Source organism: Acidicapsa dinghuensis, from assembly GCF_025685685.1.
GTDB classification, from domain to species: Bacteria; Acidobacteriota; Terriglobia; order Terriglobales; family Acidobacteriaceae; genus Acidicapsa; species Acidicapsa dinghuensis.
This window is the reverse complement of sequence record NZ_JAGSYH010000003.1, coordinates 22,755-48,873: the sequence shown is the minus strand read 5'-3', so window position 1 is coordinate 48,873 and position 26,119 is coordinate 22,755. Positions and strand designations below refer to the sequence as shown.

Genomic DNA, 26,119 nt, shown 5'->3' with positions numbered 1-26,119 from the left:
GCTGGAAATACAGCTCTTCTTCAGCAAATGAAGCTATATGCGAGAGTGGATGAACTCACATAGAGCTCTTTTTAATTTCGCCAGATCACGAAGAACGAAGGTCTGGGTCAAGCAGAAATACAGCCGGACTACCCGATTGGTGTAACGGGGACATTGTCGACTAGAAATTGAGTGCCGGACACGATCACTTTGTCACCTTCTTGCAGGCCCGAGTTGACAGCATAGTTGTTCCCGACGGTGTCTCCGAGCATAACTGGTGTCTGGCGAGCGACATAGTGCCCATCACTCTGCTTTTGTGCAACGAAGACGAAAGTTTGTCCGCCAAGACGAGAAACCGCGAGCACCGGGATCAATGGCTGTGGTGCGGTTTTCCAGACAACGCGCGCCTTCACCAACTGGGCTGTGCGGAAAACCGTTGCCGTGCTGTGGACAGGAGCCTTGAGTAGAATTCCCTGAAGCTGGCTATCAACCTGCGGAGAATAGAAATCGACCGATGTGTTCTCGATGACTTTGTCATCGGCATCGAGAATCTGAACCGGAAGCCCCATGTGGACTTCATAGCTGCGCTCGGTCGGCACGTAGATGTAGGCTTCGAGATCCTTGTTCTCATCTACTGTCGTGAGCGTGGTGGTGCTTGTAACGTAATCGCCGACGTGAACGGGGATGTCGCCTACGATGCCATCGAACGGAGATTTGACATTGTAGTAGTCCAGTTCCTGCTCCAGGGACTTTCGGGTAGCGATCGCGGACTGCCAATCAGCCTTGGAATTGCTGTAGGCCTGCTCCGCTTGATCGAGCACATCACGGCTGGTTACACCTGCCGCGAAGAGCTTGCGCTGGCGTTCTACCTCGATGGTGTCGTAGTCGTAAACAGCTTTCTTCTGATTTTCGGTCGATACCTGTGCATCCACAAGCGCCTGCTGACGGCGTGGATCGATTTCCATTAAAGGCTGGCCAGAATGAACATGGTCTCCAGAGCGAACCAGAATGCGTGTCAGGTTGCCGTCAACCTGCGGCATGAGCGTTGCGGAGCGGCGAGATTTGACGGTTGCCACAAAATCGGAGGTTTGCTGAACAGGAGCGAGAGTCACAGAAAGCGTCTGTACAGGGACTGCCTGTCCTGTGGGAGTCTTCGCTGCCGCTTCCGTTTTTTTGCAGCCAGACGCGACGGTCGACAGGACTGAAAGGAGAGTGCATGAAAAAATAAGACGTTTCAACGATCAACCTCACACTGAAGCATAGATTGGCAATGGGGCAGTTTTCTGTATCCAATAGATCTTAAACGGGTTAACGGGGAGCATCAAAGTCCTAAAACAACTTTGACTCGGTTGCAGTTGAACAGGGAAGTCGAAGTTCGCATGGTAGATGAAGCTGGTTGCCAAAATGTCGCAAGAATTTCGCTTGAGAAGTCATTTTTAGCAACTAACGATTCTGCCAGTTCTGCCGAAGCCCAATAACCCTTTAGAACAACGCAAATGGATTGAAATTGGTTCCCCGGTCGTAAACGTCAGCTTCTTCAATGCGTTTGAGCTTCCGAATTGCCAGATACGTGAGTGGTGTGGCAACGACTTCATAGGCAATTTTGAAGCCATACGAGGAGGCAATCATCAAAAGAATCTTCGGCAGCGGTGGTACGCCCCAGAATGCGATCAATATCAACATGATGCTATCCACGAGTTGACCAGTAATGGTTGAGCCGATCGTTCGGGTCCACAAATGACGCCCATTGGTAAAGAGCTTAAGTTTAGCCATGGTGTAACTGTTGGTGAATTCGCCAGCCCAATAGGCGATCAGACTTGCTATTGCAAAACGTGGCACGAGACCGAAGACAGTCTCAAAGGCTTGTTGACTGGGCCAGCCGGGAGCTGGCGGCAGAGAAACGGCCACCTGTCCCATTGCGGCGAGCAGCGACATGCCAAAGAACCCCATCCAAATGGCTCGCTTCGCCGCAGAATAGCCATAGACCTCGGTGAAGATATCTCCACAGATATATGTAACAGGAAAGAGTAATTGCGCTCCGCTGACGAGGAATGGACCGATCTGGCATATCTTGGGTCCGATGAGATTGGAGACAGAAGAACTATCACGAATCCGATGGTCAGCAGATCGAGATAGCGGTAACGTGGAGGCATTGCCAAAGGATAGCGGACCGCTCGGAATGCAGGAGCATATCTGATTTTCAGCAGGCCGCCATGCTGCATCCTGGCAACTGGCACGATGCGGATTCAAACGTGTCCATTCAAACGTATCAGGAGTGATCAGGAAGAAATCTCTGAGAAGGTTGCTTTAAGGACTAGCAAGTACCAGTTCAGGTGTTTTGACACCCCGAAGGCAAGTTGTTAGGCTCATAAGAGTGCGGTGGCAAGCTCCACCCATCCCTGCTCCTGCGTCCCCGTCGTCTAGCCCGGCCTAGGACACCGCCCTTTCACGGCGATAACACGGGTTCGAATCCCGTCGGGGACGCCAATAAAATCAATAATTTATAAGACTTTCGCCGGCATCCCCGAATTGCTTACAGATGTGCAGCTCGGCTACGGTACCTTGGCAAGCTATAACCGCCTGTTGGTTTTTTCTTGTAGTGGCCTTGTCTTTCTGGTTTTAGTCCTGTCCACGTCACCGACGTGGACAGGTTCAAACTGATGTCGACAGCAGTGCTTGCCTCTGTCAGATGCACCTTCATCATCTTTTATGAATGTTTAAAATCTTCAACTTAGACCGAGCCTGCACCTAATTCGGAGCATTGGTCAGTTGACTTTGTAGAGTATTGATGGGCGAAAATAAGGCGAATATATCCATGCTTTCCGCCGCCACAATCCGGTTCCAGGTCGAAGCCGAACTCGCCTGTAAGATTCCCGCAGCACTCTCTCCGGCGCCACGGGTGATTCACCCGATTGCGCCGACCGGTGTGAGCGAAGTAGACGCGCTGCTTGACGGTGGACTGCCTGTTGGAGCCATTACCGAGATGGTGGGGCCAGAATCGAGTGGACGTACGGCAATCGCGCTTTCGCTCCTGCGCCACCTTACTCACGCAGGAAGAGTCTGCGCCTGGGTCGACGTTTCCGACATGCTCTCCCCGGAATCCGTGGCGGCGGAAGGTGTCAATCTTGCCCGTCTGCTATGGGTGCGATGCGGTGTTTCTCAAACGCAGGAGAAACCAGCCGTCGAGTATAAATTCTCACTACCTGAAAAGTATCTGAATTCCACCACTCTCAAGAAAGGTTTGCCCGGCGATGGCGGTGGAGGACATCCGCGAAATGAGGGCAAAGGACTCTCAAAAGCAGTAAGCGGTCTGCTTCGCCCAGAGGTCATCGTGCGCTGCGCGGAGCCGCAGCGAAGGATGCGACCAGATCGCGAGATCTTCACGCTGCAACCACATGCCAACATGCCACGCCCGAATATGCATACGAACACCGACAAGCCGTGGTCGCGCATCGAGCAGGCCCTCCACGTGACAGACCTGCTGTTGCAGGTTGGGGGCTTCAGTGCAATCGTGCTCGACATGGCAAGCATCTGCCCGGAACACGCCTCTCGCGTTCCGTTGGCTACATGGTTCCGATACCGTGCAGCGGCGGAACGGACGCAAGCTATCTTTCTGCTTCTCACGCAGCATTCGTGCGCCAAGAGCAGTGGCGAGTTGCTGCTGCGATTCCTGCCAGGCGAGGCGCGTAATGATGAGGCGACTGTATTCATGGGAATCGAACACCACCTGCGGGTCGAGCGCATGCGCTTCGCGCAAGAACCCGCAAATGTAGTCCTGCTGAACAAGCTGCAGCAAAGGGCGAATGTCACGCACTGGAAGAGCCAAACTACCTGGTCAGGTGCGCGATGACAAAGCAATCCGAAATCTATGCCTGCCTTTATGTAAAAGAATTTCCGGTGCAAGCATTGCTCCGTCTCCGACCGGAGTTGCGAAACAAACCATGTGTGGTCATGGAAGGTGAGCCACCTCTCGAAGAGGTATGCTCTCTTACTCGCAAAGCGCGAAGTCTCGGTATAGCGCGAGGTATGACGCAGGTGGAAATAGACACCTTTTCCGATATCACTGTATTGCAACGATCCCTGAAAGAGGAGGCCACGGCAAAGGGGGTTTTGCTTGAATGTGCCGGCTGTTATTCGCCGCGTGTTGAAGATTGCAGCGATGATAGCTCCTTTCTTTGCGTGCAAGATATCGCGGGAATGACAGGATTATTAGGTCCGCCGGAGACGCTGGCTCGGAATCTTCTCACTCGAGCCGGTGCGCTAGGGATCACTGCTCACGTTGCGGTTAGCAGCAATTTCCATGTTGCAGTTGCTGTTGCTAAGGCATCGTTGCCGCAGCTGGTACAGATAATACCTTCCGGCGAGGAGAGCATGGCGCTGGCTGTGTTGCCGCTCTCGGTACTCGATCCAACCGAAGAACAAGCGGAGATTTTTGCGCTTTGGGGGATTGGCACACTAGGTCAGCTGGCCGCGCTGCCAGAGAAAGAGCTCATCTCCCGCATGGGACAGGCAGGCAGGCGGCTTCGCCAAATGGCCCGCGGAGAAGCAACACATCTGTTTCAGCCGCTCGAACCTGCCTTTTCGCTGCAAGAGCGCATAGAGCTAGACTCACCCGTCGAGGTTCTCGATGCACTGATGTTCGTGGCAAATCTGATGCTTGAGCAGTTGATTCTCCGCGCAACCGCGCGCGTGCTGTCGCTAACCTCTGTCACTATCATTCTTTTACTCGAAGATGGAGCGACCCACACGCGCACTGTTCGTCCCGCATTACCCACGAGCGACCGCCAGATCTGGCTCAAGTTACTGCACCTCGATCTCGAAGCCCATCCACCTCGGGCTGCGATTTTAGCCGCCGAGCTCAACGCAGAACCAGGAAGTACGAGCCAGGTGCAGCTTGGGTTGTTCTCGCCGCAGTTACCGGAACCATCACGTCTCGACGTCACACTCGCGCGTATTCGCGCCATCGTCGGCGATGAGAACGTAGGCCGAGCCGTTCTCGCGGACACACATCAGCTTGACGGCTTCCGCATGGAATCCTTCAGTATCTCCTCAACTGAATCTTCGGAAATCCCATACGCTTCGCTGCGCCCAGCCATGCGACGGTTGCGTCCGGCAGAAACCGTATCAGTGATGCTGCAGAGCGAGCGTCCCAGGGTGTTCACGTTTAGAAAGCGTCGTTATTCCGTGGAGCGCGCATATGGTCCGTGGCTGGCAGGGGGAGAGTGGTGGGCTGCAACGAAATGGAGATATGAGCAATGGGATATTGCGGCCCGCGCGCATGATGGCGCCATGCTCTGTGTCTGTATGATTCGTGATTTGCAGCAGAATCAGTGGCAGATGATGGGGCTGTATGACTGAGTATATTGAGCTGCACGCCGCGAGCGCTTTCAGCTTTCTTCAGGCTGCATCCCAGCCAGAAAGTCTGATTGAAAGAGCAGCTGAGTTAGAAATGCCGGCGATGGCACTGCTCGACCATAACGGTATCTATGGTGTGTCCCGCTTCCACAGTAGCGCGCAACGCAAAGGAGTTCGTGCACACGTCGGAGCGGAAATATCCGTATCTGATTTTGGCTCACGTTTGACTCCGCCGACATGGCTTCCGCATCAGCACAAGAGTGAACCCGCACGGGTTCCGCTGCTCTGTGAATCGCGACAGGGGTACCAAAACCTTTGCCAGCTCATTACGCAATTCAAGATGCGCGAAACGACTAAGGAAGATGGCGCGGCAACCTTCGATGATCTCCAGCAATACGCCTCTGGTCTGGTTTGTCTTACCGGAGGCGACGAGGGACCTTTGGCTGCGGCCTTTGCGCGCGGCGGAGAAACCGCTGGCCGCGACACTGTCGAGCAGCTTACTCGCATCTTCGGGTACAAGAACGTCTATGTTGAAGTCCAGCGCCATCTGGAACGCGAGGAAGAATGGCGCAATCAGGCCGCCATTCGCATCGCCCGTTCTCTGCATTTACCTGTTGTCGCAACCAATGGCGTCCGCCATGCAACTGCTTATGACCGCGAGATTCAAGATCTCTTTACGGCCATTCGGAACCACGTTGAGCTCGATCAGGCAGGCCGACTTCTCGCTATCAACAATCTTCGGCACCTCCGTACGGTGCGCGAGATGGTGGCACTGTTTCGGGATGTCCCGGGCGCAATAGAAAACACTGTTGAACTCTCTTCCAGGCTCGGCTTTCAGCTCAACGATCTTGGTTATGAGTTCCCGCGTTATCCAGTACCGGACGGAGAAACAATGGACATTTTTCTCCGCAAACGTGTTATGGAGGGCGTTGAGCGTCGCTATGGCCCCAAGAATGACCACAACCAGCTGGAGAAAGCGAAGAAGCAGATCGAACGTGAGTTGACGCTCATCGCAAAGCTTGGATTTGCTGGATACTTCCTCATCGTGTGGGACATTATTCGTTTCTGCAAAAAGCACGACATCTTGGTACAGGGTCGTGGCAGCGCAGCAAATTCCGCAGTGTGCTATTGCCTCGAAATCACAGCTATCGACCCCATTGGAATGGAATTGCTCTTTGAGCGATTTTTAAGCGAAAGCCGGAATGAATGGCCGGACATTGACCTCGACCTGCCTTCAGAAGAAAAGCGTGAGCAGGCAATCCAGTATGTCTATCAACGCTACGGTGAACTGGGAGCGGCCATGACAGCCAATGTCAGCAGCTATCGTCAGAAGTCTGCTGCCCGCGAAGTTGGTAAGGCTCTCGGCTTTGATGGCGAATCTCTGGGACGTCTGTCGAGCTTCACCGGTCTATGGGAGTGGCGCGGCAAGGGCGAGACGATGGCGCATTCTTTCCATCATGCAGGTTTCGATATTCGACATCCGCGAATCGCGAAATATATCGAACTTTCCATGCGTATCCAGAATCTGCCGCGCCATCTCAGCCAGCATTCCGGGGGAATGGTGATCTGCCAGGGACAGTTAAATCAAATTGTCCCGTTGGAGCGAGCCTCGATGCCAGGCCGTACTATCATCCAGTGGGACAAGGAAGACTGCGCAGATCTTGGCATCATCAAGGTGGACCTACTTGGTCTGGGCATGATGGCCGTGATCCACGATTGCCTGGAGTTGATTCCGCAGCACTATGGGGAACCGATCGATTTAGCGCAACTTCCAGAAGACGAGGAAGTTTATCGGACCATTCAGCGCGCCGATACTGTAGGGATGTTTCAGATTGAGAGTCGAGCTCAAATGGCTTCATTGCCACGCAACAAACCGGATAGGTTTTATGACCTCGTGGTGCAGGTTGCTATCGTCCGCCCCGGTCCTATCGTTGGCAAAATGATGAATCCATATCTGCTACGGAGACAGAGAAAACAAGAAATCACCTATCCTCATCCCTCGTTAGAGCCAGTCTTAAAGCGCACTCTCGGCGTGCCGCTCTTCCAGGAACAGTTGCTGCGCATGGCTATGACTGTCGCCAATTTCTCAGGAGCAGAAGCAGACGAACTGCGCCGTGCGGTAGGAATGCGCCGATCATGGGAGCGCATGAGGAATCTCGAAAGCAATCTCCGTGACGGTATGGCTGCAAATGGCATCGACCGGGCCATGCAGGAACATATTGTTCAGTGCATCAGCTCATTTGCGGAATATGGTTTTCCCGAGTCACATGCAGCCAGCTTTGCGTTGATTGCTTATGCTTCTGCTTACTTCAAGGTGAAATATCTCGCTGCATTCACAACGGCAATCCTCAACAATCAGCCCATGGGTTTTTACAGTTCAGCGGTTCTGGTCAAGGATGCGCAGCGACATGGTCTGCGCGTGAAACCTATCGACGTGCAGGTCTCGGATTGGCCTTGCACTGTCGAACACGAAAGCGACGGAACTCTCTCTCTTCGTATAGGACTCGGTTATGCAAAGAGCCTAACGAAGCAATCCGCCGAAGCGCTGGTGCGTTCACGTCGGCAAGCTAGCTTTTTTCGCTCAGTCGAAGATCTGGCCCGGCGTGTTCCGTTCCTGAACAGGAGAGAGTTGACACGGCTTGCGCAGATTGGAGCACTAAACCAGCTCGATGGTATTCAGCATCGACGCGATGCGCTCTGGCAGGTTGAGCGCGCCGGCAGGCTGGAGGGACCTTTGCTCAGGGACAGTGAATCGCTGCGCGAAGATTCCGACGCTCGCCCGTTGCAGCCGATGAACGTAGAGGAGCGTCTAGTCGCGGACTATGCGGGAACAGGGCTCACAGTTGGGCAGCATCCTATGCACTATCGCCGGCCAGAGTTGCGGCGCAGCAATATCCTTTCTGCTGAGGAGCTGAGATGCCGCCGTGACGGAGAGTATGTCCGGATCGCTGGTTGCATCATCGCCCGGCAAAGACCGGGCACAGCGAAGGGGTTCATCTTCATTTCGATGGAAGATGAGACAGGTATTGCCAATGTCATCGTCACACCTGACCTTTACGATCGGGATAGGCTGGTTGTCACCCGCAGTAAGTTTCTACTAGTCGAGGGGCCGCTTCAGAACCGGGACAATGTAATCCATGTAAAGGCTACTCGCCTAAGCGCCCTTTCTGACCGAGCCATAGAAGTTCGATCGCATGATTTTCACTGAGATCAGCTAATTTTGTCTGTTGAGCTGCGCCAGATCAGAGGAATTCAAAGGAACGCTGTCCGACTCGCTTCGAGCGCATACATCGGTACAACCTCTTGAGTTTCTATACACTGTCTTTGTTTCCATTAAGAGGCGTCATGCGGCAGATCCTCATGACTTTGAGGAGGAGCGGCCAGGCCAGACCTGAAGAGCTAACTTCCCGATCTCCATCAGCTTTTGCTGGCTTGCGCCAGCACGTGCCTGAAAGGACATACCCATCAGTGTTGTCTTGAAAAAAGTAGCCAGCAGGTGAACATCCGTTGACTTTGGAATCTCTTTGGATTGCACGGCAGTCTGCAGCCGTTTCACCCAGACCGTCTCGGAGATCATCCGAAGCCGTTCCAACTCTTTTTGCAGTTCGTCATATTCCGGAGAGCACGTAGGAAGTGCAAGCGAAAGCATGCAACCCTTCGGCTGGTCATTGCGCGTCATTTCGGTAGCGGCCAATTCAAACAAGTTGGTGAAACCTTCTTTGGCTGTCTTGCCCTTATTGACTGCGATGTCGTAGACGCTCCCCATACCTGTCCGATAGTGTTCGACCGCCGCAAGAAAGAGCGCTTCTTTGTCTCCGAACGACGAATAGAGGCTAGATGTGCAGATCCCCATCGCTGCTGCCACTTCATCGACGCTTGTCTGCTCGAATCCACGGTCCCAGAACAGCAGCATAGCCGCATCTAAAACCGCCTCCCTATCAAAGCTCTTTGGGCGCCCGCGCTGACCCATCCGTCGCCTCCTTCTCTTTTATTGGAGTGCGCGTTCCAAAAAAGGTTACAGCACTCGAATCCAAAGTGTCCGGGGCAACATCTATTTTGCAACGATCGTTCTAATACGCATCCCGATGGCGGATGTGACGCAAGTGATTTCCAAAGATTTGGAGGAGCAACATGCTGGTCTTTTTTAAGCAGGGATCATCGCTAGCGAGCGCGGGGCTGCGGATGATCGTTTTGGCCGCGGTTGCGGCCGCCGCAATCGGCTGCAAGCAGGTGCCACAAGCGAAGCCGGCGTTGGCGGCAACCCCGGTCGACGCAGCACAGGTCATTACAAGAGACGTTCGCGTCTCTGACGAGTTCAACGGCCGGGTGTGGGCTACGGACTACGTAGATATTCGGCCGCGCGTGACGGGTTATATAGACCGCATCGCCTTCCGCGAAGGACAGATGGTCCACAAGGGCGATCTTCTTTACGTGATCGATCCCAGGCCCTACAAAGATGCGGCCGACAATGCCAGGGCTCAACTCGATCGAGAGCATGCGGCTGCGGACTTCGCCAAGATTCAGGAAGATCGCGCGCAGCGGCTCAAGCAGTCAGATGCTGTCTCCCAGGAAGAACTCCAGAATCGAGATTCAGACCTGCTTCAGAGCGGAGCTCGCGTCAAAGCCGCCGAAGCGGCGGTGGCCTCTGCCGAACTGAACCTCTCATATACAGAGGTGCGTTCACCGATTGATGGCAGGATAAGCCGGACGCAATTGACACTGGGCAATCTTGTCCAGGCTGACCAAACTGTCTTAACTACCGTCGTCTCGGTCGACCCAGTGTATGTTTACTTCGATTGCGACGAGCAGAGCTATCTGCGTTTTCAGCAGAGCGCGCATTCCGGTACTGGTGTTGGCTCTGAGAATCCAGTCCGTGTTGCTTTGGCTGATGAACAGGGCTTCCCCCACGCGGGCCACATCGACTTCGTCGATAACCAACTCAATCCATCCACGGGTACGATTCGAGCTCGCGTTGTGCTTCCTAACCCGGACCACACGTTAACACCCGGCTTGTTTGCGCGCGTTCAGTTGCAGAGTGCCGCTCCCAGGCAAGCGCTGCTGATCGATGACAAAGCTGTTCTGACGGACCAGGACCGAAAGTATGTTTATGTCATCGGTCCGGGGAACACCGCGCTGCGTAAAGACATCGTCCTCGGGAGCACAACGGACGGATTACGCATCGTCAAGTCAGGTCTGACTTCAGAAGACCGCGTCATTGTTGGAGGTTTTCAGCTGATCTTCTTCCCGGGTGCTCCCGTGACGCCGAGGGAGACCGAGATGGAGGCATCGAATCGGAGCCTCACTACCTTAGCCGCAGTGGAAAAGAAATAAGGGGCCACGGCAATGAACATCTCTAAATTCTTTATCGATCGTCCCATCTTCGCGATTGTTCTCTCCATCATCATCTTTTGCCTTGGGCTCATCGCGATCCCCATCCTGCCGTCGGGGCAGTATCCCGAAGTTGTCCCACCAAGTGTGGTTGTCCGCACTAACTACCCCGGCGCTAATCCCAAGGCGATTGCCGACACGGTTGCAGAACCACTCGAAGAGGCGATTAACGGTGTCGAAGGGATTATGTACATGAAGTCTGTTGCTGGATCAGACGGCAGCCTTCAAGTCATCGTCACATTCCGCCCGGGTACCGATCCTGATACTGCGGCTGTTCGCGTGCAAAACCGAGTCAGTGAGGCATTGTCCCGCCTGCCGGATGAAGTGCGTCAGTTCGGTGTTACCACGCAGAAGCAGTCACCAACGCCTCTGATGTATGTAGGGCTGCTTTCAAAGCACGGACAGCACGATGCGCTTTATCTGCGCAACTACGCCGTTCTGCATGTCAGGGACGAGTTGTCACGATTGCCAGGCGTCGGAGATGTGCAACTGGTGGGATCCGGTGACTACTCGATGCGTGTCTGGCTTGATCCCAATCGATTAGCAGCCCGTGGCATCACTTCAGATGATGTCGTAAATGCGATTCGAGAGCAGAACGTGCAAGTGTCCGCGGGACAACTTGGCGCTGAGCCCTCGCCGAACAAGCCGGACTTTCTCACTTCGATCAATGTTCGCGGGCGCCTTACGTCACCGGAAGAATTCGGCAACATCGTTCTGAAGTCTGGTCCCAACGGCCAGGTTGTCCACATTTCAGATGTCGCGCGCGTAGAACTTGGATCGAGTGACTACACGCTCCATCCCCACATTGATACCCGCGACACTGCCATCGTCGGCATCTTTTTGACCCCCGGAGCCAATGCGCTCGGCGTCTCCAAAGACGTGGACGCGAAGCTTGCGGAGCTATCGAAAGCGTTTCCGGAAGACCTTGAATATAAGAACGTCTGGGACCCGACTGACTTTATCAAGGATTCGATCACAGCGGTCCAACATACGCTGATCGAAGCCGTGATTCTTGTAGTGATCGTGGTTATTGTTTTCCTGCAGACATGGCGAGCCTCGATCATTCCGTTGATTGCGGTTCCTGTTTCCATCGTTGGAACATTCGCCTGGCTCTACGTGCTCGGGTATTCGATCAACACACTAACCCTCTTCGGTCTGGTTTTAGCGATCGGCATCGTAGTCGACGATGCCATCGTTGTGGTTGAGAACGTCGAGCGATTCATTGAACATGGACTGACTCCGCGCGAGGCTGCGCATCAGGCAATGAAGGAGGTTTCGGGACCGATCATTGCCATCGCTCTTGTACTTTGCGCCGTCTTTGTTCCCATGGCGTTCCTGACGGGAATCACCGGTCAGTTCTACAAGCAGTTTGCGGTGACCATCGCGATCTCGACAGTCATTTCAGCGATCAATTCGCTTACGCTTTCGCCCGCTCTCGCAGCAAAACTTTTGCATACGCCCGGGGCTCCAAAGGATTGGCTCGCACGTGCCATCGATCGCGCACTGGGCTGGTTCTTCCGTCCTTTCAATCTGCTCTTCAAGAAAAGCTCTGAAGCTTATCAAGAGGCTGTTGGGCGAAGTTTCCGCTTACGTGGCGGCGTATTCCTTATCTATGCCGTACTGCTCGGATCGATCTACGTATTGTTCAATCGCGTACCCGGTGGCTTCATCCCGGCGCAAGACGAGCTTTATGTCTTCGGCGGAGCCAAGCTGCCTGAAGGTGCATCACTTTCCCGTACTGACGATGTTGTAAGACAGATGGTAAAAGCTGCTCACGAAGTCGACGGCGTGGACTATCTGCCAGCGATGTCGGGTTATAACGCATTGCAGCTTGCAAACACACCAAACCTTGCGACGACCTATATTCGTCTCACGGACTTCAAACACCGCCGCAAGACAGCCCAGCAGATTGTGGCTGAGCTGAATCAGAAGTTCTCCCACGTTCATGGCGCAATCACTTATGCTCTGATGCCGCCGCCTATCCAGGGTCTAGGCAACGGATCGGGCTACTCGCTGTACATTGAAGATCGTGCGGGTCTGGGCTACGGCGCTCTGCAGAATGCAACGGCGGCATTTCAGGCTACCGTCGCGCAGACACCGGGGATGACATTTCCGGTTTCTTCTTATCAGGCGAACATTCCGCAACTGGAAGTTCAGGTCGATCGAGAGAAGGCGAAGGCTCAAGGCATTTCGCTCACCGAAGTCTTCGACACACTCCAAATCTACCTCGGCTCGATTTATGTGAACGACTTTAATGACTTCGGCCGTGTCTATCGCGTGATGGTGCAAGCGGACGCCCAATACCGTCAGCGCCCTGAGGACATCACAAATCTCCGGGTTCGGAACGGAAACGGGGAGATGGTTCCGATTGGCTCAATCGCAACGGTCACGCAAACGTTCGGCCCTGACCCTGTCATGCGTTACAACGGTTATCCCGCGGCAGATCTCATCGGCGATGCGGACCCACGTGTGCTCTCGTCCGGGCAGGTCATCGACAAGCTCAACGAGATTGCGAAGAAGACGCTGCCCCCAGGCATGGTTTTGGAATATACAGACCTGAGCTATCAACAAACGACGCAGAACCATTCTGCCGTGATCGTGTTCCCCCTGGCCATCCTTCTAGTGTTTCTGGTTCTGGCGTCACTCTATGAGAGCTGGACGATGCCACTAGCCGTCATCCTCATTGTGCCTGTGTGTATCTTCGCGGCGCTGTTCGGCGTGTGGCTTACGGGAGGGGATAACAACATCTTCGTGCAGGTGGGCCTGGTGGTACTGATGGGACTCGCCTGCAAGAACGCGATCCTGATCGTCGAATTTGCGCGCGAACTCGAAATGCAAGGAATGACTACGGTGGAGGCTGCTTTGGAAGCCTGCCACCTGCGTCTTCGCCCCATCATCATGACTTCGATTGCGTTTATTGCCGGTTCGATTCCGCTGCTTCTCAGCGAGGGCGCAGGCAGTGAGGTCAGAAAAGTCACGGGCGTCACCGTGTTCTCGGGAATGCTCGGCGTCACTCTATTCGGGTTGTTTTTAACGCCGGTGTTCTATGTAATGTTGCGGAAGTTGAGCGGAGCAACGCTCCACGACCACAGCACAGACGACCTTGATGAAGAACTGGAGGCCAGCCATGCGCGTGTCTAATTTTCTGTTTGCAACCATTTTGCTTCTTGGGAGTATTGGGTGTTCCGTTGGTCCTCACTACAATCGGCCAGATGTGCCTCTTCCATCTCAATTTACAGCTCCAGCAGCGACTGGTCCGGCCGATGGCGCTGCCAAGGCGGAACCGGACGATCCGGAGTTCTGGCACAGCTTTCATGATCCGGAGCTGACCAGCCTCGTGGAACGATCTCTCTCCTCCAACAAAGATCTCCATTCGGCTCTCGCTCATTACGATGCGGCTGCTGCTCTGTGGCGCTTGAGCAAATTCGACAAATACCCGACAGTGACAGCCAGCGAGGATACAGGACGACAGAAACTCGCTGCTGACCAGGCGTTCGGCTATCCAAGGAACAATCGCTATTCGACTTCCACGATCAATGCCAGTTGGGAGCTCGACTTCTATGGACGTATCCGCCACAACATCGAGGCTCAGCACCAGCAACTTCTTGCAAGCAGCAACGACCTTGCTGCTATGCAGGTTGCCATTGTGGGAGAGGTGGCGTCTACCTACGTTGATCTTCGAGGACAGCAGGAGCGTCTCCGTGTTGCCCAGCAGAATGCGGACAACGAACAGCGAACCGTGAAGCTAATAGAGGCTACCTACACGGCTGGTCGAGGAACGCAGTTCGATACAGCCAGGGCTCGCGCACTATATGAAAGCACCACCGCACGGATTCCTGCGCTGCAATCTGCGATCACCCTCGACGAACACCGGCTCGCGGTTCTGTGCGGCCAGCTGCCTGATTCCCTTGTCAGTGAGCTTGGCATGCAGAAATCCCTTCCTGATCTGCCCGAGAGCATCGATCCCGGAACGCCTGCAGATCTCGTTCGGCGCCGGCCGGATATCAATGCATCAGAGGAACGTCTCCATGCAGCGACAGAGCAAATCGGCATCAACACGGCCGACTTATTCCCGCGGGTCAATTTCGCGGGTCTGTTGGGAATGATGGAGTATCATGCCGACTCACCCTTCGATGGTGTCAGTCCCGCGAATCTTGCAGCGCTCAATATCGACTGGTCCTTTCTGGATCGAGGCAGAGTGAAGGCCCGAATCGCGTCCAGCCGTGCCGATGGAGATGCGCAACTTGCTCAATATCAGCAAACCGTCTTGCTGGCGCTGGAAGACGTAGATAACGCACTGGTGAGGTATGCACGTTCTCGTGAGCAAGATGCTCAGCTCCATAAAGCTGCTCTCGACAGTAAGCGAGCCGCCGATCTGGCGAATGTCCGATACAAAGAGGGCGCAACTGGACTGCTTGATCTGCTGGACGCTGAACGGGTGGAACTCCAGGCAGAAGACGCTTACGCAACGAGTCACCTGGAAAGTGCATCCGATGCGGTTAGCCTGTATAAAGCTTTGGCTGGCGGCTGGCCCCAAGCGCACCCGTCTCGACCGTGATTTTTGTTTGTATCCGTGCAACAACTTGACCGGTAGATTGCCAGCCAGTTTCAGAGCTTTACCAGACCTTATTGATTCAGATAGCTGTGATGGAGTCCACTAACCGACCAAAATCTCTTTTGCGGGTGGATGGCCATGGGTTGAAAACCGCCAAATACGAAGCCACTGCAATGCTGTGAGGAATAGATATGTAGGATTCAGATAGAGGTATCGCCGCCAGAGCCGGCGCGGCTCCATCAACAGACGAAACATCCATTCCAATCCTCGGCGTTGCATCCAGGGCGGAGCCTGCGGTAATATGCCCGCCAGAAGAGGAAAAGCAGCTCCTACGGCAAGCAGGGGAACCGAGATCATGTTCCGCAGCTCATAGACGAAAACCTCCTGCCGGGGGCAACCGAGCCCGACGAAGACAATTGCAGCTCCGGTTGACTGTATGCGTTGCACGACAGCGGCTCTTTCTTCAGGACTTAATTTGCGGAACGTAGATGGCTCGCTTCCAGCAATTTTGATTCCCGGAAATTTTTCCTGCAGGGAATCGAGCAATGAAGTCAGAGTCTCCTGTGTACTGCCATACAGATAGATCGACGTGCCTTCGCGAACGGCTCGTTCACAGACGCGACGGGTCAACTCCGGTCCGTAGACGCGGTCACGTAACTTTGCCTTGTAGAGAAGATTGATAGCCCACCGCACTGGCTGGCCGTCAGGAACGAGCAAGTCAAAACTGTTCAGGCGGTATTTATGTTCGGGGTCCAGGGCACCTGTCATAATGCCGTGCACTGCAAGCGCGGAAAGGATGGCTCCACGTCTCCGCGCGGCGCACTCAAATATAAAATCTACGGTGCTTTCATAATCCGTAGCGTCCACCATGATTCCAAGCACATTGCACTTTCCTAAGCTAGACATGTGACACCCCAGTGCTCTTGAATGCATTGCCATGATCCATTCACAGCGAGTGATTACTTCCGGTCTGTTTCATATGCCATTGTTCAGGGCGAAAAACAATGTGTGGATCAGGATCGCGATATCCATGAAGAAGGTTCGATTGCGGATGTAATAAAAGTCGTGCTGAATGTTCTCGTGGATGGGGAATGCGCGAGCGGCGCTTAGCTGCCAAAGACCGGTGATACCTGGAATAACCTGCAGCCGCAGCCGCTGCTCAGCCGTGTAGCTATGTGTGATGAAAGGCATCTCCGGTCGAGGGCCCACTAACGACATATGCCCCAGAAGAACATTGACCAACTGTGGCAATTCATCCAAGCTTGTTTTCCTGAGCAATCTGCCTATTCTCGTGATTCTGGGATCGTCGGATGTAACGGGGGAGACGTCATAGACAGTTGCATTTGTATGCATGGAGCGAAACTTATACATCTTGAAATGCTTTCCTCGATAGCCGACTCGCTCCTGGCAGAAAATTGCCGGCCCGGGCGAATCGAGCTTTACGAGGATCACAATGAGGATCTGCAGCGGAGACAACAGCAGGAGTGAGAGTGAAGCACCGGCAAGATCGAAAGCTCGTTTTACAACTGCTGAACAACGGTTTGTTCCAGGCTTGTACAGTGGGACCAAAGACAGGCCATCGAGATTCACTGTCTTTGTGAATGGCTGTCTTCCGAGTTCTGTTCCATAGAGGAACGCTACGTTTGCTCCCGCCTGGTTCGCGGCCTGGATAGCTGCATGCACCTTGTCCGGCGTTGAGTTGGGGAGGGCCACAACCAAAGTGTTGCATTGGCAGGAATGCAGCAGAGCAGCACTGATGGGGCCGCGCCGCGTCTGCACAAGACGGTCTTGCCAATGCCGGATCTGGGATATTGACTCACCTGCATGCGGGCGATCGTCGTCAATTATCAATACAGGATTCAGGCTTGGGTCATGTATATGCGATAGAGCAGACAAGATACGCTTGACCGCATCACCGACACCGTATAGAACCACATTATTTTGGCGGCGCAGATGGCGAGTGGAGAGCATGAATACGTACTTGCCCATAATCAACAATACAGGAACCAAGGCAATTGCGATTAAAAGTGTTCCAGTGGCAGACTGCAGCCCGAACAAACAAGCGAATACGAACATGATGAGCATAGCCTGAACAGACGCGCGCAGGACATTCTCAGTTGTGCGGATCTGGAGCAGCCCCCCGCCACGATACATGCCATCGCGATAGAGAAAAAACACGGTAAAGAAAGCAACACTGAGGAAGAGAGCAGCGCTTTGCTGCACACGCACAGGAGATTCTCCCCCGAGGTGAAAATAATGTTGAAGCCAAAACGCAGACACCATGCCACTAATACAGACAAGTAAATCCGCTGCTATTTCGCATGCGCATAAGAAGCCGTCAAGAAGCTTGTCCGGGTCGGCCTGACGTTCTGCGCGCGAAGTCTCGAAGGGCTCTGCATAAAGATGTGGCGCGACAGAATCAGAAGTACTCATCGCCGCTCCTCAAAGAATTCGCGCCCAAAGGGAATTGCTCTCATAGCATCTGGCTCTTTGCGTCCGGTATTTCAACCGAGATGGGGCTGTTGCTGACTGCGTCGGGGACTCTCGATGCCAGTAGTCTTTGATAGAGATCGACATACTGCCCGACCAGTACCGAAGCAGAAAAATGGGGCAATGCGACAGGCTGCTTTTGGGGCTGATCGAGTGCGGTAAGAATTGCTTCGGCGAGTTGTTGTTCTACATTCCCTCGCAACTCGACAAACATACAGTGATCTTCGGCGATCTCTCGATGTGCGGGAATGTCAGAGCAGACGACGCGGCAGCCGGCGAGCAACGCCTCGGCAACGGATAGACCGAAGCCCTCTGTAATCGAAGGAGCAACAAATGCTGCGCAGTGGCGATAGCACCATTGCAGATCCGGTTCGGGTAGACCCTCAAGAAAATGCACATTCTGGTGGAGGCCAGACGAGGCAACACACTGCTGTATCTTGCCGGTTTGAGCTGCCTGGATGCCAACAATAACGAGCTTCGTACGCGGGTCAATTCGCCCGGAGCAGATCAGCGAATGGAAGGTCTGAACAAGAAGCGGAAGATTCTTATTCGGACGGTGCTGGGCAACAGCGAGAAAAAACGGCTCCAATTGCCAGCCTGGAATCGGCGACTGAGCGACGCAGTGTGGGTACGACTCGACACAGTTATAGATACGGACCGATTTTCTCCATATGATTTCCGGTACATAACAACGCAATGTACGGAGCGTCGTATCTGACACGCACGCTATGGAATTCACGCCCCGAAGGCAGTGTTGAAGCATAGCCCGGTTAAAGATGTACTTCGGAAAGCCGAAGTTTTCAGGGATCTCATAAGGGTACAAATCATGCAGAGTCACTACTGTAGGGCAATGGAAGGATGCAGCCACGACAGGAACCGGATAGCTGAGATGAACGACATCAACATTCAGTCGCGCGGCAAGTCTCGGAAGCTCGCGGTAATGCCAGAGATTCCGGCTTAGCGTACCCATCTGCATTTCCGCGATATGCACCGATACACGCGAATCTTCCGGAATGCCTCCAGTCTGTACAAGATCTTTCTGCCAAGGGGCAACCACAAGATGAAGTTCCGTGATCTCCGGCCTCTGCAGCAGGCAGCGCGTGAGATTGAGTGCGTGACGTTGAATTCCGGAGATGTTTGAGGCCCATGAAGCCGCAGCAATCAAAACTTTTATCTGTGCAGGTACCGGCGCTCTGGAAAAATGGTTCATTCAACCCTCCGGCGGAAAGACAAGATGGCATGTGCTCTGTGGTGTATAACAGGCAAGACTTCAGCGGCGAGCAGTTTACTTGGATCAGCGGGGTCCATTGCCGCCCATCGCTCGCGGAAGAGCAGCCATGCTGAAGTGGCCGCAAAAGATAGAAATGTAAGCAGCAAGGAAAGGAGCAAACGCGGTGGAAAAGACTTCTTCTCAGGAATTCCTGGAGCATCAATCACGCTGACCACCGGAATGTCTTTCGCTTCCTCTATGCGCGCCATTTCATACTGCTGGGTAAGCAGCTCAAAGACTCCCTCTTGTACCTTTACGCGGCGATAGAGATCTGCGTATGGAACGGCGAGACGAGGAAGCTGGTGCAGCGGAGGATAGAGGCCTGCGTTATCGTTGGAGCTGATCTGAGCACCCGCATCGCCAGCAGGTTCCGTTGGCGTAGAGCCGGTCATCTTTTCCAACTCACTTCGAAGACTGGCAATGCGCGCCTGGGTTTCACGCACGCGGACGTTGCCATCGCCGTATATCTGACGCAGCGATTGAAGGCCAGATTGCTCAACGAGCAACTCGGCCTGCACGCGTGCACCCGCGTCCACCATGGCGCGCGTCTGCTGCTGAATATCAATTGCATTGCTCTTACTGGAGAACTGACTTAACTCTTGCTCGGCGTGTTCGAGGTTCTCTTGTGCCTCACGCAAACGCTGCTCGATAAAGACGCGCTCCCGATGTGCGGTAGATGTACTTGTTTTCGCAACGATCTTGTTTAACTCGTCCAGGTATGCCTGTGCGAGGTCACGCGCCCGCACGCGATCTCTATCTTCCACGACGACAGTGATGACGCCGCTTTTCTTGTCTTCTGTGATTTTTGTGCGGTGTGCCAGCCGCTTGGCTGTATCGATGCGGTACCGCTTGTGATAGACATGCTGCAGGTTGAAACGATCAATAAGATGATCGCTTACGGTTCCACTGCGTAACAGATCGACAAATAAAGCTCCAGAAGAATGGCTTCCCAGCAGGCCGCCAGCCAGCGTGCCCAGTGCGCCGAAGCTCGGCGAGCGTGATGCGAGTGCTGCTAACATCATGGCGCCAGAGCCCGGCTGATCCGGCGGCATGATGCTCGTGGTGGACTTGTATGTCTTGGGGAGGATGAAAGCGATAACCAGGCTTATCAGCAGAGAGATACCTGTGACACGCGCGAGCAGATGCCTGTGTCTCCAGAGCAGCGAAGCGCGGACAAACCATACAGGATTTTGAGCACCACGCACTGGCGCTTGCTGCTCAGGTAACGCAAGAACGGAATGCGAACTCATCGTATCTCTCTCCCGCGCACCTGGATGGTCAACTTATGTCCAAAAGTCGTCATGAGGCATCTATAGTTCACAAACGAAATATCCGTTGCTATCACGTTGCTAGAGCGTCGCAACGGCCACACCTGAGGTGATTGCCACAGAAGCAGCAAGTTGTCCTGCGCTCAACAGGTTTCTCCAGAAAAGTGATCCGCCAATGATCTTCTGTGGCACGACAACGACATCTCCGGGATTCAGCTTTGTCGACAAAACATTCCCATCGAACAATCCACCGGAGCGCCGGCCCACAACCGAACCGTTGGCGCGGATGATAAAAACTTCTTTTTGATTTGCTGCTGCGTTTGCCCCGCCTGCGTGGCTGAGATACCACTTCGCCGTTTTGTCCGGTGTATAGGCCAGCGCAGTGGCGTTGTACACCTGCCCGGTCACCAATACAAAACCCGGACGCTTAGGAATCATCAATACATCGCCACGGCGCAGCTCAATATCCGCGGGTGTGTTAGCCCAACTACCAATATCGGCAGCGATGTGAATCACCATGCGTCCGGAGGGGTTATGACTTTTCAGATCGGTGAGTATCTGGTCCTGCTGAGCCTTGATCAACTGGAGCGTTCCAGAGCCGTTTGATCCGGCCAGTGCCGGCGAGAGCCTGGCGGCAGCGGAACTCGCTTCGATCTGCCGCACCAACTCATCGCGACTATTCAACTCCAGCTCACGCACTTGGTCGCGGATCAACACAGCGCCAGCCGGATAAGCTGTTGGCAGCATGCCCCCTGCACGCAGCAGAACCGAACTGAGCCTCTCTCCATCTGTGAATCCATAGCTACCTGGAATACGCACTTGTCCTTTGATAGTTACTGACTCACCGATATCGTTCCAGCTTGTGATCTGGTGAATGGACAGAATGTCGCCCGGCTTAAGCAAAATATCCGCATCGGGATTGTTCCCCGCAAGGGCGGCCCCAATTCGTATCGTTGCCAGATTTTCAACAATCCTTTTTCCATCCTCGACTCGGTAGCTGGTAAGGTCGGCAGTCTCCTGCAGTGCATCGCGCTTAAAGCCGCCCGCCATGCGTACCAGTTGTGTAGCCGTCATGTCTTTGGACATGGGATATCTTCCCGGACGTAGCACCTCGCCGCGGATCGTCACCATCGGTGCATCCGCCTGGTATCGGCCAAAGATGCGGATCGTGTCGAAGGGTCTGAGTGCCACATTAGCGTTGCCGATCAAAACATCCGGCACATTGAACTCGATGGTTTCGGCACGCAGATCAGGAGGGACGAGGCGAACGATCTCTCCACGATCAGACGGCTCGGGTAGCATGTCGCGATAACTACCGAGCACCTCGCTGAGATGCATGCCTTCGCTATAAGGCAGGCGGCCCGGACGAACGACATGACCGGCAAGATATACGGCACGCTGGCTATAGGGAAGAATCGGCTCGATGCGAATCCGGTCTCCATCCTTTACCTGAAAATCATCAATCGCCTTCTGGTCAGCCTGCGGATTTTGTCCGCTGTCTCCGGGCAGGGTTATGGTTACTCGCTGCTGGTTAGCGTCAATACGCTCGATTCTGATGTGGTCCAACGATGCCGCAGTGGTAAGGCCACCGGCATTTTCGATGACCTTGGAGAGAACTGTCTCGTCTTCCTTAAATTCATAAATTGCCGGCCGTTTGATTGCCCCGAAGATTGCGATCTGTGGGCCTGCCGGTGGAATAAGTAGCGTATCTCCGCTCTCAAAAGACACACTGCCGTTGCGAATACCGTGCAGTAAAAAATCGTACAAATCTATCTTTTCGACTAATTGCTTGCCGCGATAGTGGAATAGTGTGCGCAGTGACCCCACGGCTGTAGGGCCGCCAGCAGCGTATAGCGCATTGACCGGCGTCGCCAGCCCGCTAATGTCATATCCACCTGGCCGCTGCACATCGCCAACGATATACACACGTACCGAGCGTAAATTCGCGACTGTGATCGCCACCTGCGCGTTGCGATACTGCTGCTGCAGTTCAGCCGCAATCAGGGTCTGAGCCTTACCGAGTGTCAGCCCTGCTATTTTGATGGAGCCTGCTTCAGGCAGCAGGATGCGCCCGTCCCGGTCTATCGTGCGTGACACATGTTGTGTGAGGCCGCCCCATATATCGATAGAAAGGGTATCTCCAGGACCGACAACATAATCCGGGCCAAGTGGCACATCAAGAGCAGAATTGCGCGCAGAGGTCGCAATCGAAACGTCGCGATGAATAAACACATCAGATCCGAAGCGCTTTAACTCATGTGTGTCAGACGGTATCTGTGTATAGAGATCATTTAGCGACTGCATGTTGTATGGAGCGCGGTTCTGTACGACCTTTGGCAGATCCGTGGATGCATTAGTTTCCTCTTCGCCGCGAGGGCTTTCCGAAGGCTTCTTGCCGTTGTGGGCTGTAGGCATGTTCTGAAGCACAAGTGCCCTATCGGCGTCGCTTGTAAGGCGAGATCCACTTGTGGTCTGAGCGCTTCCTTCGGTGTTAGATTTTGATAGATTCTCATCAGACTGGACGTGTGGATCAGTGTCATCTTCTGCTGCCGAGCCGAGCCTGGCCGAACTAAGACTATCCTCCGATATGTATCCACGGGCTCGCAGAACTGTTGTGATGTTCGCGCGCAAATCGGGGCTTGCGGCAATCTGACTGTAGAGCATCTGATCCGAGATACCATCTGGGTCAACCTGCACCCCTTGTTGCTGCAATCGATCCGACAGCTCGGATTTCAGGTCCGTTGCCAAGTCAGGGTTTTGTTCCAGAATATGGACGATCTGATCGGCGGAAAGTGCGGCTCCGGAATCGAGACTGCCTAGACCCCATGAAGACGTACTATCTTCGGAAGAAGATGTACTTCCTCTCTGCATAGGAATAGCGGCGTTATTATCGCCATAGTCTGACTGTGGTGACGTCGAATCCTGCGCTTGTGCCAAAGAAGATGGAAACTGCGCATGGGCCGATGCGCATGACAGGGCCACCAATGCGAAGACAACGCGCAGAATCCGAGAAGCAAGCGCCGCATCGCTGTTCGTACGCGATGATCGGACTTTGATTAAGATAGCGGACACGCAGAAATTGAAGAGCAGGGGCATAGACATTGTTCTCTTACTTTTTCGAACGTAAAGAACACATGCGCCGTGCATGTCATGCCTTCGTCAGGGAATTGTCACTCCTTTGTTGTCCAGAAATTGCGTGCCAAACGCTGAATTGTCTGTAAGAACGCATACCAGCAGGAGTGACAATTGCATTACGCTGCGGTGACAACATCGAGACATGTACACGCTATCCTTCGAGGCAGATCCTGTGTAATACGCATGATCGCAACAGCCATTCTTTGTCCGGAGTTCCTATGGCATCCGTTGATTCCTCTATACAATTACGAACGCCATTGTCTGCCGCCGGCAATGAATACGAAGATGTGACCACTACCTCTGTTCATGAAAAAAAGCGATTGACAGGTGGATCTGCTAAACATCAAGAATTGCGTGCTGCACTTCTGGCCGATATGAATCTGCCGCTTCGCCAGACTTTTTATCCGCTGGGATTTGCGGTGGAGATTCTTACGAATAATGTCGATGTGTTGCATGCGGCAGCAGAAAGCTTTGGCCACAGACGCTTGTGTCGCGGAAATACCGCTCTACGGGTGCGAGTTGGTATCACCGAGGGCGGTACCTCGGAGTGTCTGTCCGAACCTGTGCGACGCGAATACAGCCACTTATATTCGCTAGTTGTTGATGCAGAAAATCAAGCACTCCTCGATCTGAAGACGTGCGTCAGTTTTCTCTGGCTGACACAATCTTCGCTTCGGAACAGGCTCTATTTTCGCTATAACTTTCTTGAGAAAGTTGTGTACCTGCTGCTGGGCGCTTCGGTCGTTACCGATCTGCATGCCGCGTGTGTCAGCAAATACGGAAAGGGGATTCTGCTGTTTGGTGATTCAGGCGCAGGCAAGTCTACGTTGGCGTATGCATGTGCGAGAGACGGCTGGACCTATACCTCGGACGATACCTGTTATCTGATCAATAAACTGAAACAACCGCGTGTCATTGGACATTCGCACCGTGTTCGTTTTCGGCCTGCTGCGAAAGAGTTCTTTCCTGAGTTAGAACATTGCGCAATTACGCCCCGTATGGAGGGAAAGCCTTCGATCGAAGTGCCGACGTCCAAGCTTCCCATTCTTGAGGCTTCTGCCGAGGCCAGCGTGCATGCGATTGTCTATCTGAACCGTATTGCCACGTCGACGGCAACGCTGATAAGACTACCCGCAGGAACGGCCGCGTTGCGCAGCCGGCAGGAACTTTTTTCCGCTGGAGAGATTCGCGAAAAACACGAAAAGATATTGGAAATCCTTTCTCCTGTTCCTACATATGAGCTGCAGTATTCCGGCGTTGCCAATGCCATACAGCAGTTGGATCTCCTGGTGCAGGATTTTGTCTAGAATTCTTCGAATGCATTTTTATCCGTTAGGACTGTTCGCACGACCGATTTATTCTTTTTCGACCCGAGGTTCGGCAGAATGAATGTTCGACAATGCTCTACTTTCTGTGTATTGCTTGAAGGCTGTTTCGATCCTCTCCGCTGCGCGTTCCAAGCCGCGATGCGAATGTAACTCCGCTTGTATTTCTTCGGCTACTTTTCTGTAGCTTGGGTCCTCCAGGATTTTTCTCAGCGCAGTGTGCAGGCGTTTGGCTGAGAGTTTTCCAGGCGGTAATACGATCGTTGCCTTTCGCCATGCAAGTCGTGCTGCAATTGCTGGCTGATCAAATGCCGTGGGGATAGCCACCATAGGCTTACCGTACATGAGCGTCTCGAATACAGTATTGGGGCCAGCGTGCGTAATTACTGCCGCGGCTTTTTTCAAGAGATCGAGTTGTGGAGCTTCGCTTACAACGAGTGGATCTCCAGGAAGTGTTTGAAAGATGCCAGGATCACGACGGCCTCCGAGCGATATAACCAGTTGTATATCGAGACCTTCGCAAGCCTCTGCTATACGGTGAAAGACTGTTGCTTCGCATCTCCGTGTGGTTCCCATCGATGCATAGACCAGAGGCCGTCCATCAAGTCGCTCCCACGGAAAGGAGATTGCCGGCCTTGCGGATTCATCGATGAAAGGTCCGGCGTAGCAGAAATTGGCTGGCAGGTGCGAACGCGAAAAATCCATACATCGTGGTAATTGCGTGATGTGTGCCAGTTCAGAAAAGGTATTGCGAATCTCTCGAATGGAACCGAGACCAGCTTTATACCGAAACCGATCCAGACTATGAAGCACCGGGCCTCTCATATCGAGCACCGAAACCTCAAGCAGCGCGCACTGAATGCGATCCAGCAAAGACCTTGAGGGCATCATGTGGCGTGGAGCAGACCAGCCAAAGTTATGTGGGACGGATGTGGAGAGGATGAAATACGGAAGATTCACGATTTGTGCCACAGTAGGTCCGGCCAATGCCAACTCATCGATAATGAGTGCATCCACCTTGACGCGTTGCAGCGCAGATGGTGTTTCATACAAGAACATTTCCATTTCGCTGATGGTACGGCGCATCCGGTAGCGAAGAACTGCGATACCTCCGGAAGGTTTTTCATGTTTTACATGGTCGCTATTGGACGCGCCAATGGGAACAAATCCCAACCCGCGAGCGTCTATGTAGTTCTCCATCTCGGCATTCAAAAAAAATGTAACTCCGTGCCCGCGCACCATTAATTGCCGCGACAGGGCAATAAGCGGGTTCAGATGACCGGCTCCTTTGTAGGACAGTACTCCGAAATGAGCCATACTTTATTTTCCAGACTGCAAGCACAATGGAATTGAC

Annotated in this window: 16 protein-coding genes, 1 tRNA gene and 1 pseudogene; 9 read left to right on the top strand and 9 right to left on the bottom strand. The window is 53.7% G+C overall.

The annotated features are described in order from the left end of the window. Positions 1-128 precede the first annotated feature (128 nt). Positions 129-1,217 carry an efflux RND transporter periplasmic adaptor subunit gene (locus tag OHL22_RS08635; protein WP_263335572.1) on the bottom strand — a complete coding sequence of 363 codons (1,089 nt, stop codon included), beginning with the start codon at positions 1,215-1,217 and terminating at the stop codon, positions 129-131. A gap of 244 nt (positions 1,218-1,461) precedes the next feature. Next, positions 1,462-2,229, bottom strand: coding sequence for a queuosine precursor transporter (locus OHL22_RS08630; RefSeq protein WP_263335568.1), 768 nt, complete (start codon positions 2,227-2,229; stop codon positions 1,462-1,464). A gap of 159 nt (positions 2,230-2,388) precedes the next feature. Here OHL22_RS08630 and OHL22_RS08625 point away from each other — a divergent pair. From OHL22_RS08625 to OHL22_RS08605, 5 genes and pseudogenes are all read left to right on the top strand, one after another. Then, a tRNA-Glu gene (locus tag OHL22_RS08625) sits at positions 2,389-2,466 on the top strand. A gap of 301 nt (positions 2,467-2,767) precedes the next feature. Then, positions 2,768-3,829, top strand: coding sequence for a RecA family protein (locus OHL22_RS08620; RefSeq protein WP_263335567.1), 1,062 nt, complete (start codon positions 2,768-2,770; stop codon positions 3,827-3,829). Continuing rightward, positions 3,826-4,275, top strand: a pseudogene (locus OHL22_RS08615) (Y-family DNA polymerase); the annotation flags it as partial. The gene OHL22_RS08620 and the pseudogene OHL22_RS08615, both read left to right, overlap by 4 nt. A 75-nt stretch (positions 4,276-4,350) precedes the next feature. After that, the gene (locus OHL22_RS08610) at positions 4,351-5,337 is read left to right on the top strand and encodes a DNA polymerase Y subunit UmuC family protein (protein WP_263336897.1); all 987 of its coding nucleotides are present in this window, start codon (positions 4,351-4,353) and stop codon (positions 5,335-5,337) included. Continuing rightward, on the top strand, positions 5,330-8,542 hold the full coding sequence (locus OHL22_RS08605; protein ID WP_263335564.1) for a DNA polymerase III subunit alpha: 3,213 nt from the start codon (positions 5,330-5,332) through the stop codon (positions 8,540-8,542). Before OHL22_RS08610 ends, OHL22_RS08605 begins: the two co-directional genes overlap by 8 nt. Positions 8,543-8,692: 150 nt before the next feature. Here the strand turns inward: OHL22_RS08605 and OHL22_RS08600 are convergent, their stop codons facing one another. Then, the gene (locus OHL22_RS08600; protein ID WP_263335562.1) at positions 8,693-9,304 is read right to left on the bottom strand and encodes a TetR/AcrR family transcriptional regulator; all 612 of its coding nucleotides are present in this window, start codon (positions 9,302-9,304) and stop codon (positions 8,693-8,695) included. 161 nt (positions 9,305-9,465) lie between these two features. On the opposite strand from OHL22_RS08600, the gene OHL22_RS08595 reads away from it, so the two are divergent. From OHL22_RS08595 to OHL22_RS08585, 3 genes are read left to right on the top strand one after another with little or no spacing between them, the layout of a single operon-like run. Further along, the gene (locus OHL22_RS08595) at positions 9,466-10,665 is read left to right on the top strand and encodes an efflux RND transporter periplasmic adaptor subunit (RefSeq protein ID WP_263335559.1); all 1,200 of its coding nucleotides are present in this window, start codon (positions 9,466-9,468) and stop codon (positions 10,663-10,665) included. A gap of 12 nt (positions 10,666-10,677) precedes the next feature. Continuing rightward, positions 10,678-13,863 carry an efflux RND transporter permease subunit gene (locus tag OHL22_RS08590; protein WP_263335558.1) on the top strand — a complete coding sequence of 1,062 codons (3,186 nt, stop codon included), beginning with the start codon at positions 10,678-10,680 and terminating at the stop codon, positions 13,861-13,863. Beyond that, entirely contained in the window at positions 13,850-15,280 is a 1,431-nt protein-coding gene (locus OHL22_RS08585; RefSeq protein WP_263335555.1) for an efflux transporter outer membrane subunit, read from the top strand. The genes OHL22_RS08590 and OHL22_RS08585 overlap by 14 nt, the downstream gene beginning before the upstream one ends. A 99-nt stretch (positions 15,281-15,379) precedes the next feature. Here the strand turns inward: OHL22_RS08585 and OHL22_RS08580 are convergent, their stop codons facing one another. From OHL22_RS08580 to OHL22_RS08560, 5 genes are all read right to left on the bottom strand, one after another. Then, positions 15,380-16,183, bottom strand: a complete 804-nt coding sequence (locus tag OHL22_RS08580; protein ID WP_263335552.1) for a WecB/TagA/CpsF family glycosyltransferase — start codon at positions 16,181-16,183, stop codon at positions 15,380-15,382. A 69-nt stretch (positions 16,184-16,252) separates the two neighbouring features. After that, positions 16,253-17,710, bottom strand: coding sequence for an exopolysaccharide biosynthesis polyprenyl glycosylphosphotransferase (locus OHL22_RS08575; protein ID WP_263335550.1), 1,458 nt, complete (start codon positions 17,708-17,710; stop codon positions 16,253-16,255). Between the two features lie 40 nt (positions 17,711-17,750). Next, complete coding sequence (locus tag OHL22_RS08570; RefSeq protein ID WP_263335548.1) at positions 17,751-18,977, bottom strand: glycosyltransferase family 4 protein; 1,227 nt, start codon at positions 18,975-18,977, stop codon at positions 17,751-17,753. After that, positions 18,974-20,287, bottom strand: a complete 1,314-nt coding sequence (locus OHL22_RS08565; RefSeq protein ID WP_263335545.1) for a GumC family protein — start codon at positions 20,285-20,287, stop codon at positions 18,974-18,976. The genes OHL22_RS08570 and OHL22_RS08565 overlap by 4 nt, the downstream gene beginning before the upstream one ends. Before the next feature lie 99 nt (positions 20,288-20,386). Further along, entirely contained in the window at positions 20,387-22,720 is a 2,334-nt protein-coding gene (locus OHL22_RS08560; RefSeq protein WP_263335543.1) for an SLBB domain-containing protein, read from the bottom strand. A 938-nt stretch (positions 22,721-23,658) separates the two neighbouring features. Here OHL22_RS08560 and OHL22_RS08555 point away from each other — a divergent pair. Next, positions 23,659-24,747, top strand: a complete 1,089-nt coding sequence (locus OHL22_RS08555) for a phosphoenolpyruvate carboxykinase (ATP) (protein WP_263335539.1) — start codon at positions 23,659-23,661, stop codon at positions 24,745-24,747. A gap of 48 nt (positions 24,748-24,795) precedes the next feature. Here the strand turns inward: OHL22_RS08555 and OHL22_RS08550 are convergent, their stop codons facing one another. Continuing rightward, positions 24,796-26,082 (bottom strand): glycosyltransferase, encoded by a 1,287-nt coding sequence (locus tag OHL22_RS08550; protein ID WP_263335536.1) that lies wholly within the window; start codon positions 26,080-26,082, stop codon positions 24,796-24,798. Between the last annotated feature and the right edge of the window lie 37 nt (positions 26,083-26,119).

Bases quoted from the DNA above. Each gene is read 5' to 3' on its own strand.
- OHL22_RS08620 (WP_263335567.1), top strand. From the start codon at position 2,768: ATGGGCGAAAATAAGGCGAATATATCCATGCTTTCCGCCGCCACAATC.
- OHL22_RS08595 (WP_263335559.1), top strand. From the start codon at position 9,466: ATGCTGGTCTTTTTTAAGCAGGGATCATCGCTAGCGAGCGCGGGGCTG.
- OHL22_RS08590 (WP_263335558.1), top strand. From the start codon at position 10,678: ATGAACATCTCTAAATTCTTTATCGATCGTCCCATCTTCGCGATTGTT.
- OHL22_RS08555 (WP_263335539.1), top strand. From the start codon at position 23,659: ATGGCATCCGTTGATTCCTCTATACAATTACGAACGCCATTGTCTGCC.
- OHL22_RS08575 (WP_263335550.1), bottom strand. From the start codon at position 17,710: ATGAGTACTTCTGATTCTGTCGCGCCACATCTTTATGCAGAGCCCTTC.
- OHL22_RS08560 (WP_263335543.1), bottom strand. From the start codon at position 22,720: ATGCCTACAGCCCACAACGGCAAGAAGCCTTCGGAAAGCCCTCGCGGC.
- OHL22_RS08610 (WP_263336897.1), top strand. From the start codon at position 4,351: ATGGCGCTGGCTGTGTTGCCGCTCTCGGTACTCGATCCAACCGAAGAA.
- OHL22_RS08550 (WP_263335536.1), bottom strand. From the start codon at position 26,082: ATGGCTCATTTCGGAGTACTGTCCTACAAAGGAGCCGGTCATCTGAAC.
- OHL22_RS08565 (WP_263335545.1), bottom strand. From the start codon at position 20,287: ATGAGTTCGCATTCCGTTCTTGCGTTACCTGAGCAGCAAGCGCCAGTG.
- OHL22_RS08585 (WP_263335555.1), top strand. From the start codon at position 13,850: ATGCGCGTGTCTAATTTTCTGTTTGCAACCATTTTGCTTCTTGGGAGT.
- OHL22_RS08600 (WP_263335562.1), bottom strand. From the start codon at position 9,304: ATGGGTCAGCGCGGGCGCCCAAAGAGCTTTGATAGGGAGGCGGTTTTA.
- OHL22_RS08605 (WP_263335564.1), top strand. From the start codon at position 5,330: ATGACTGAGTATATTGAGCTGCACGCCGCGAGCGCTTTCAGCTTTCTT.
- OHL22_RS08580 (WP_263335552.1), bottom strand. From the start codon at position 16,183: ATGTCTAGCTTAGGAAAGTGCAATGTGCTTGGAATCATGGTGGACGCT.
- OHL22_RS08570 (WP_263335548.1), bottom strand. From the start codon at position 18,977: ATGAACCATTTTTCCAGAGCGCCGGTACCTGCACAGATAAAAGTTTTG.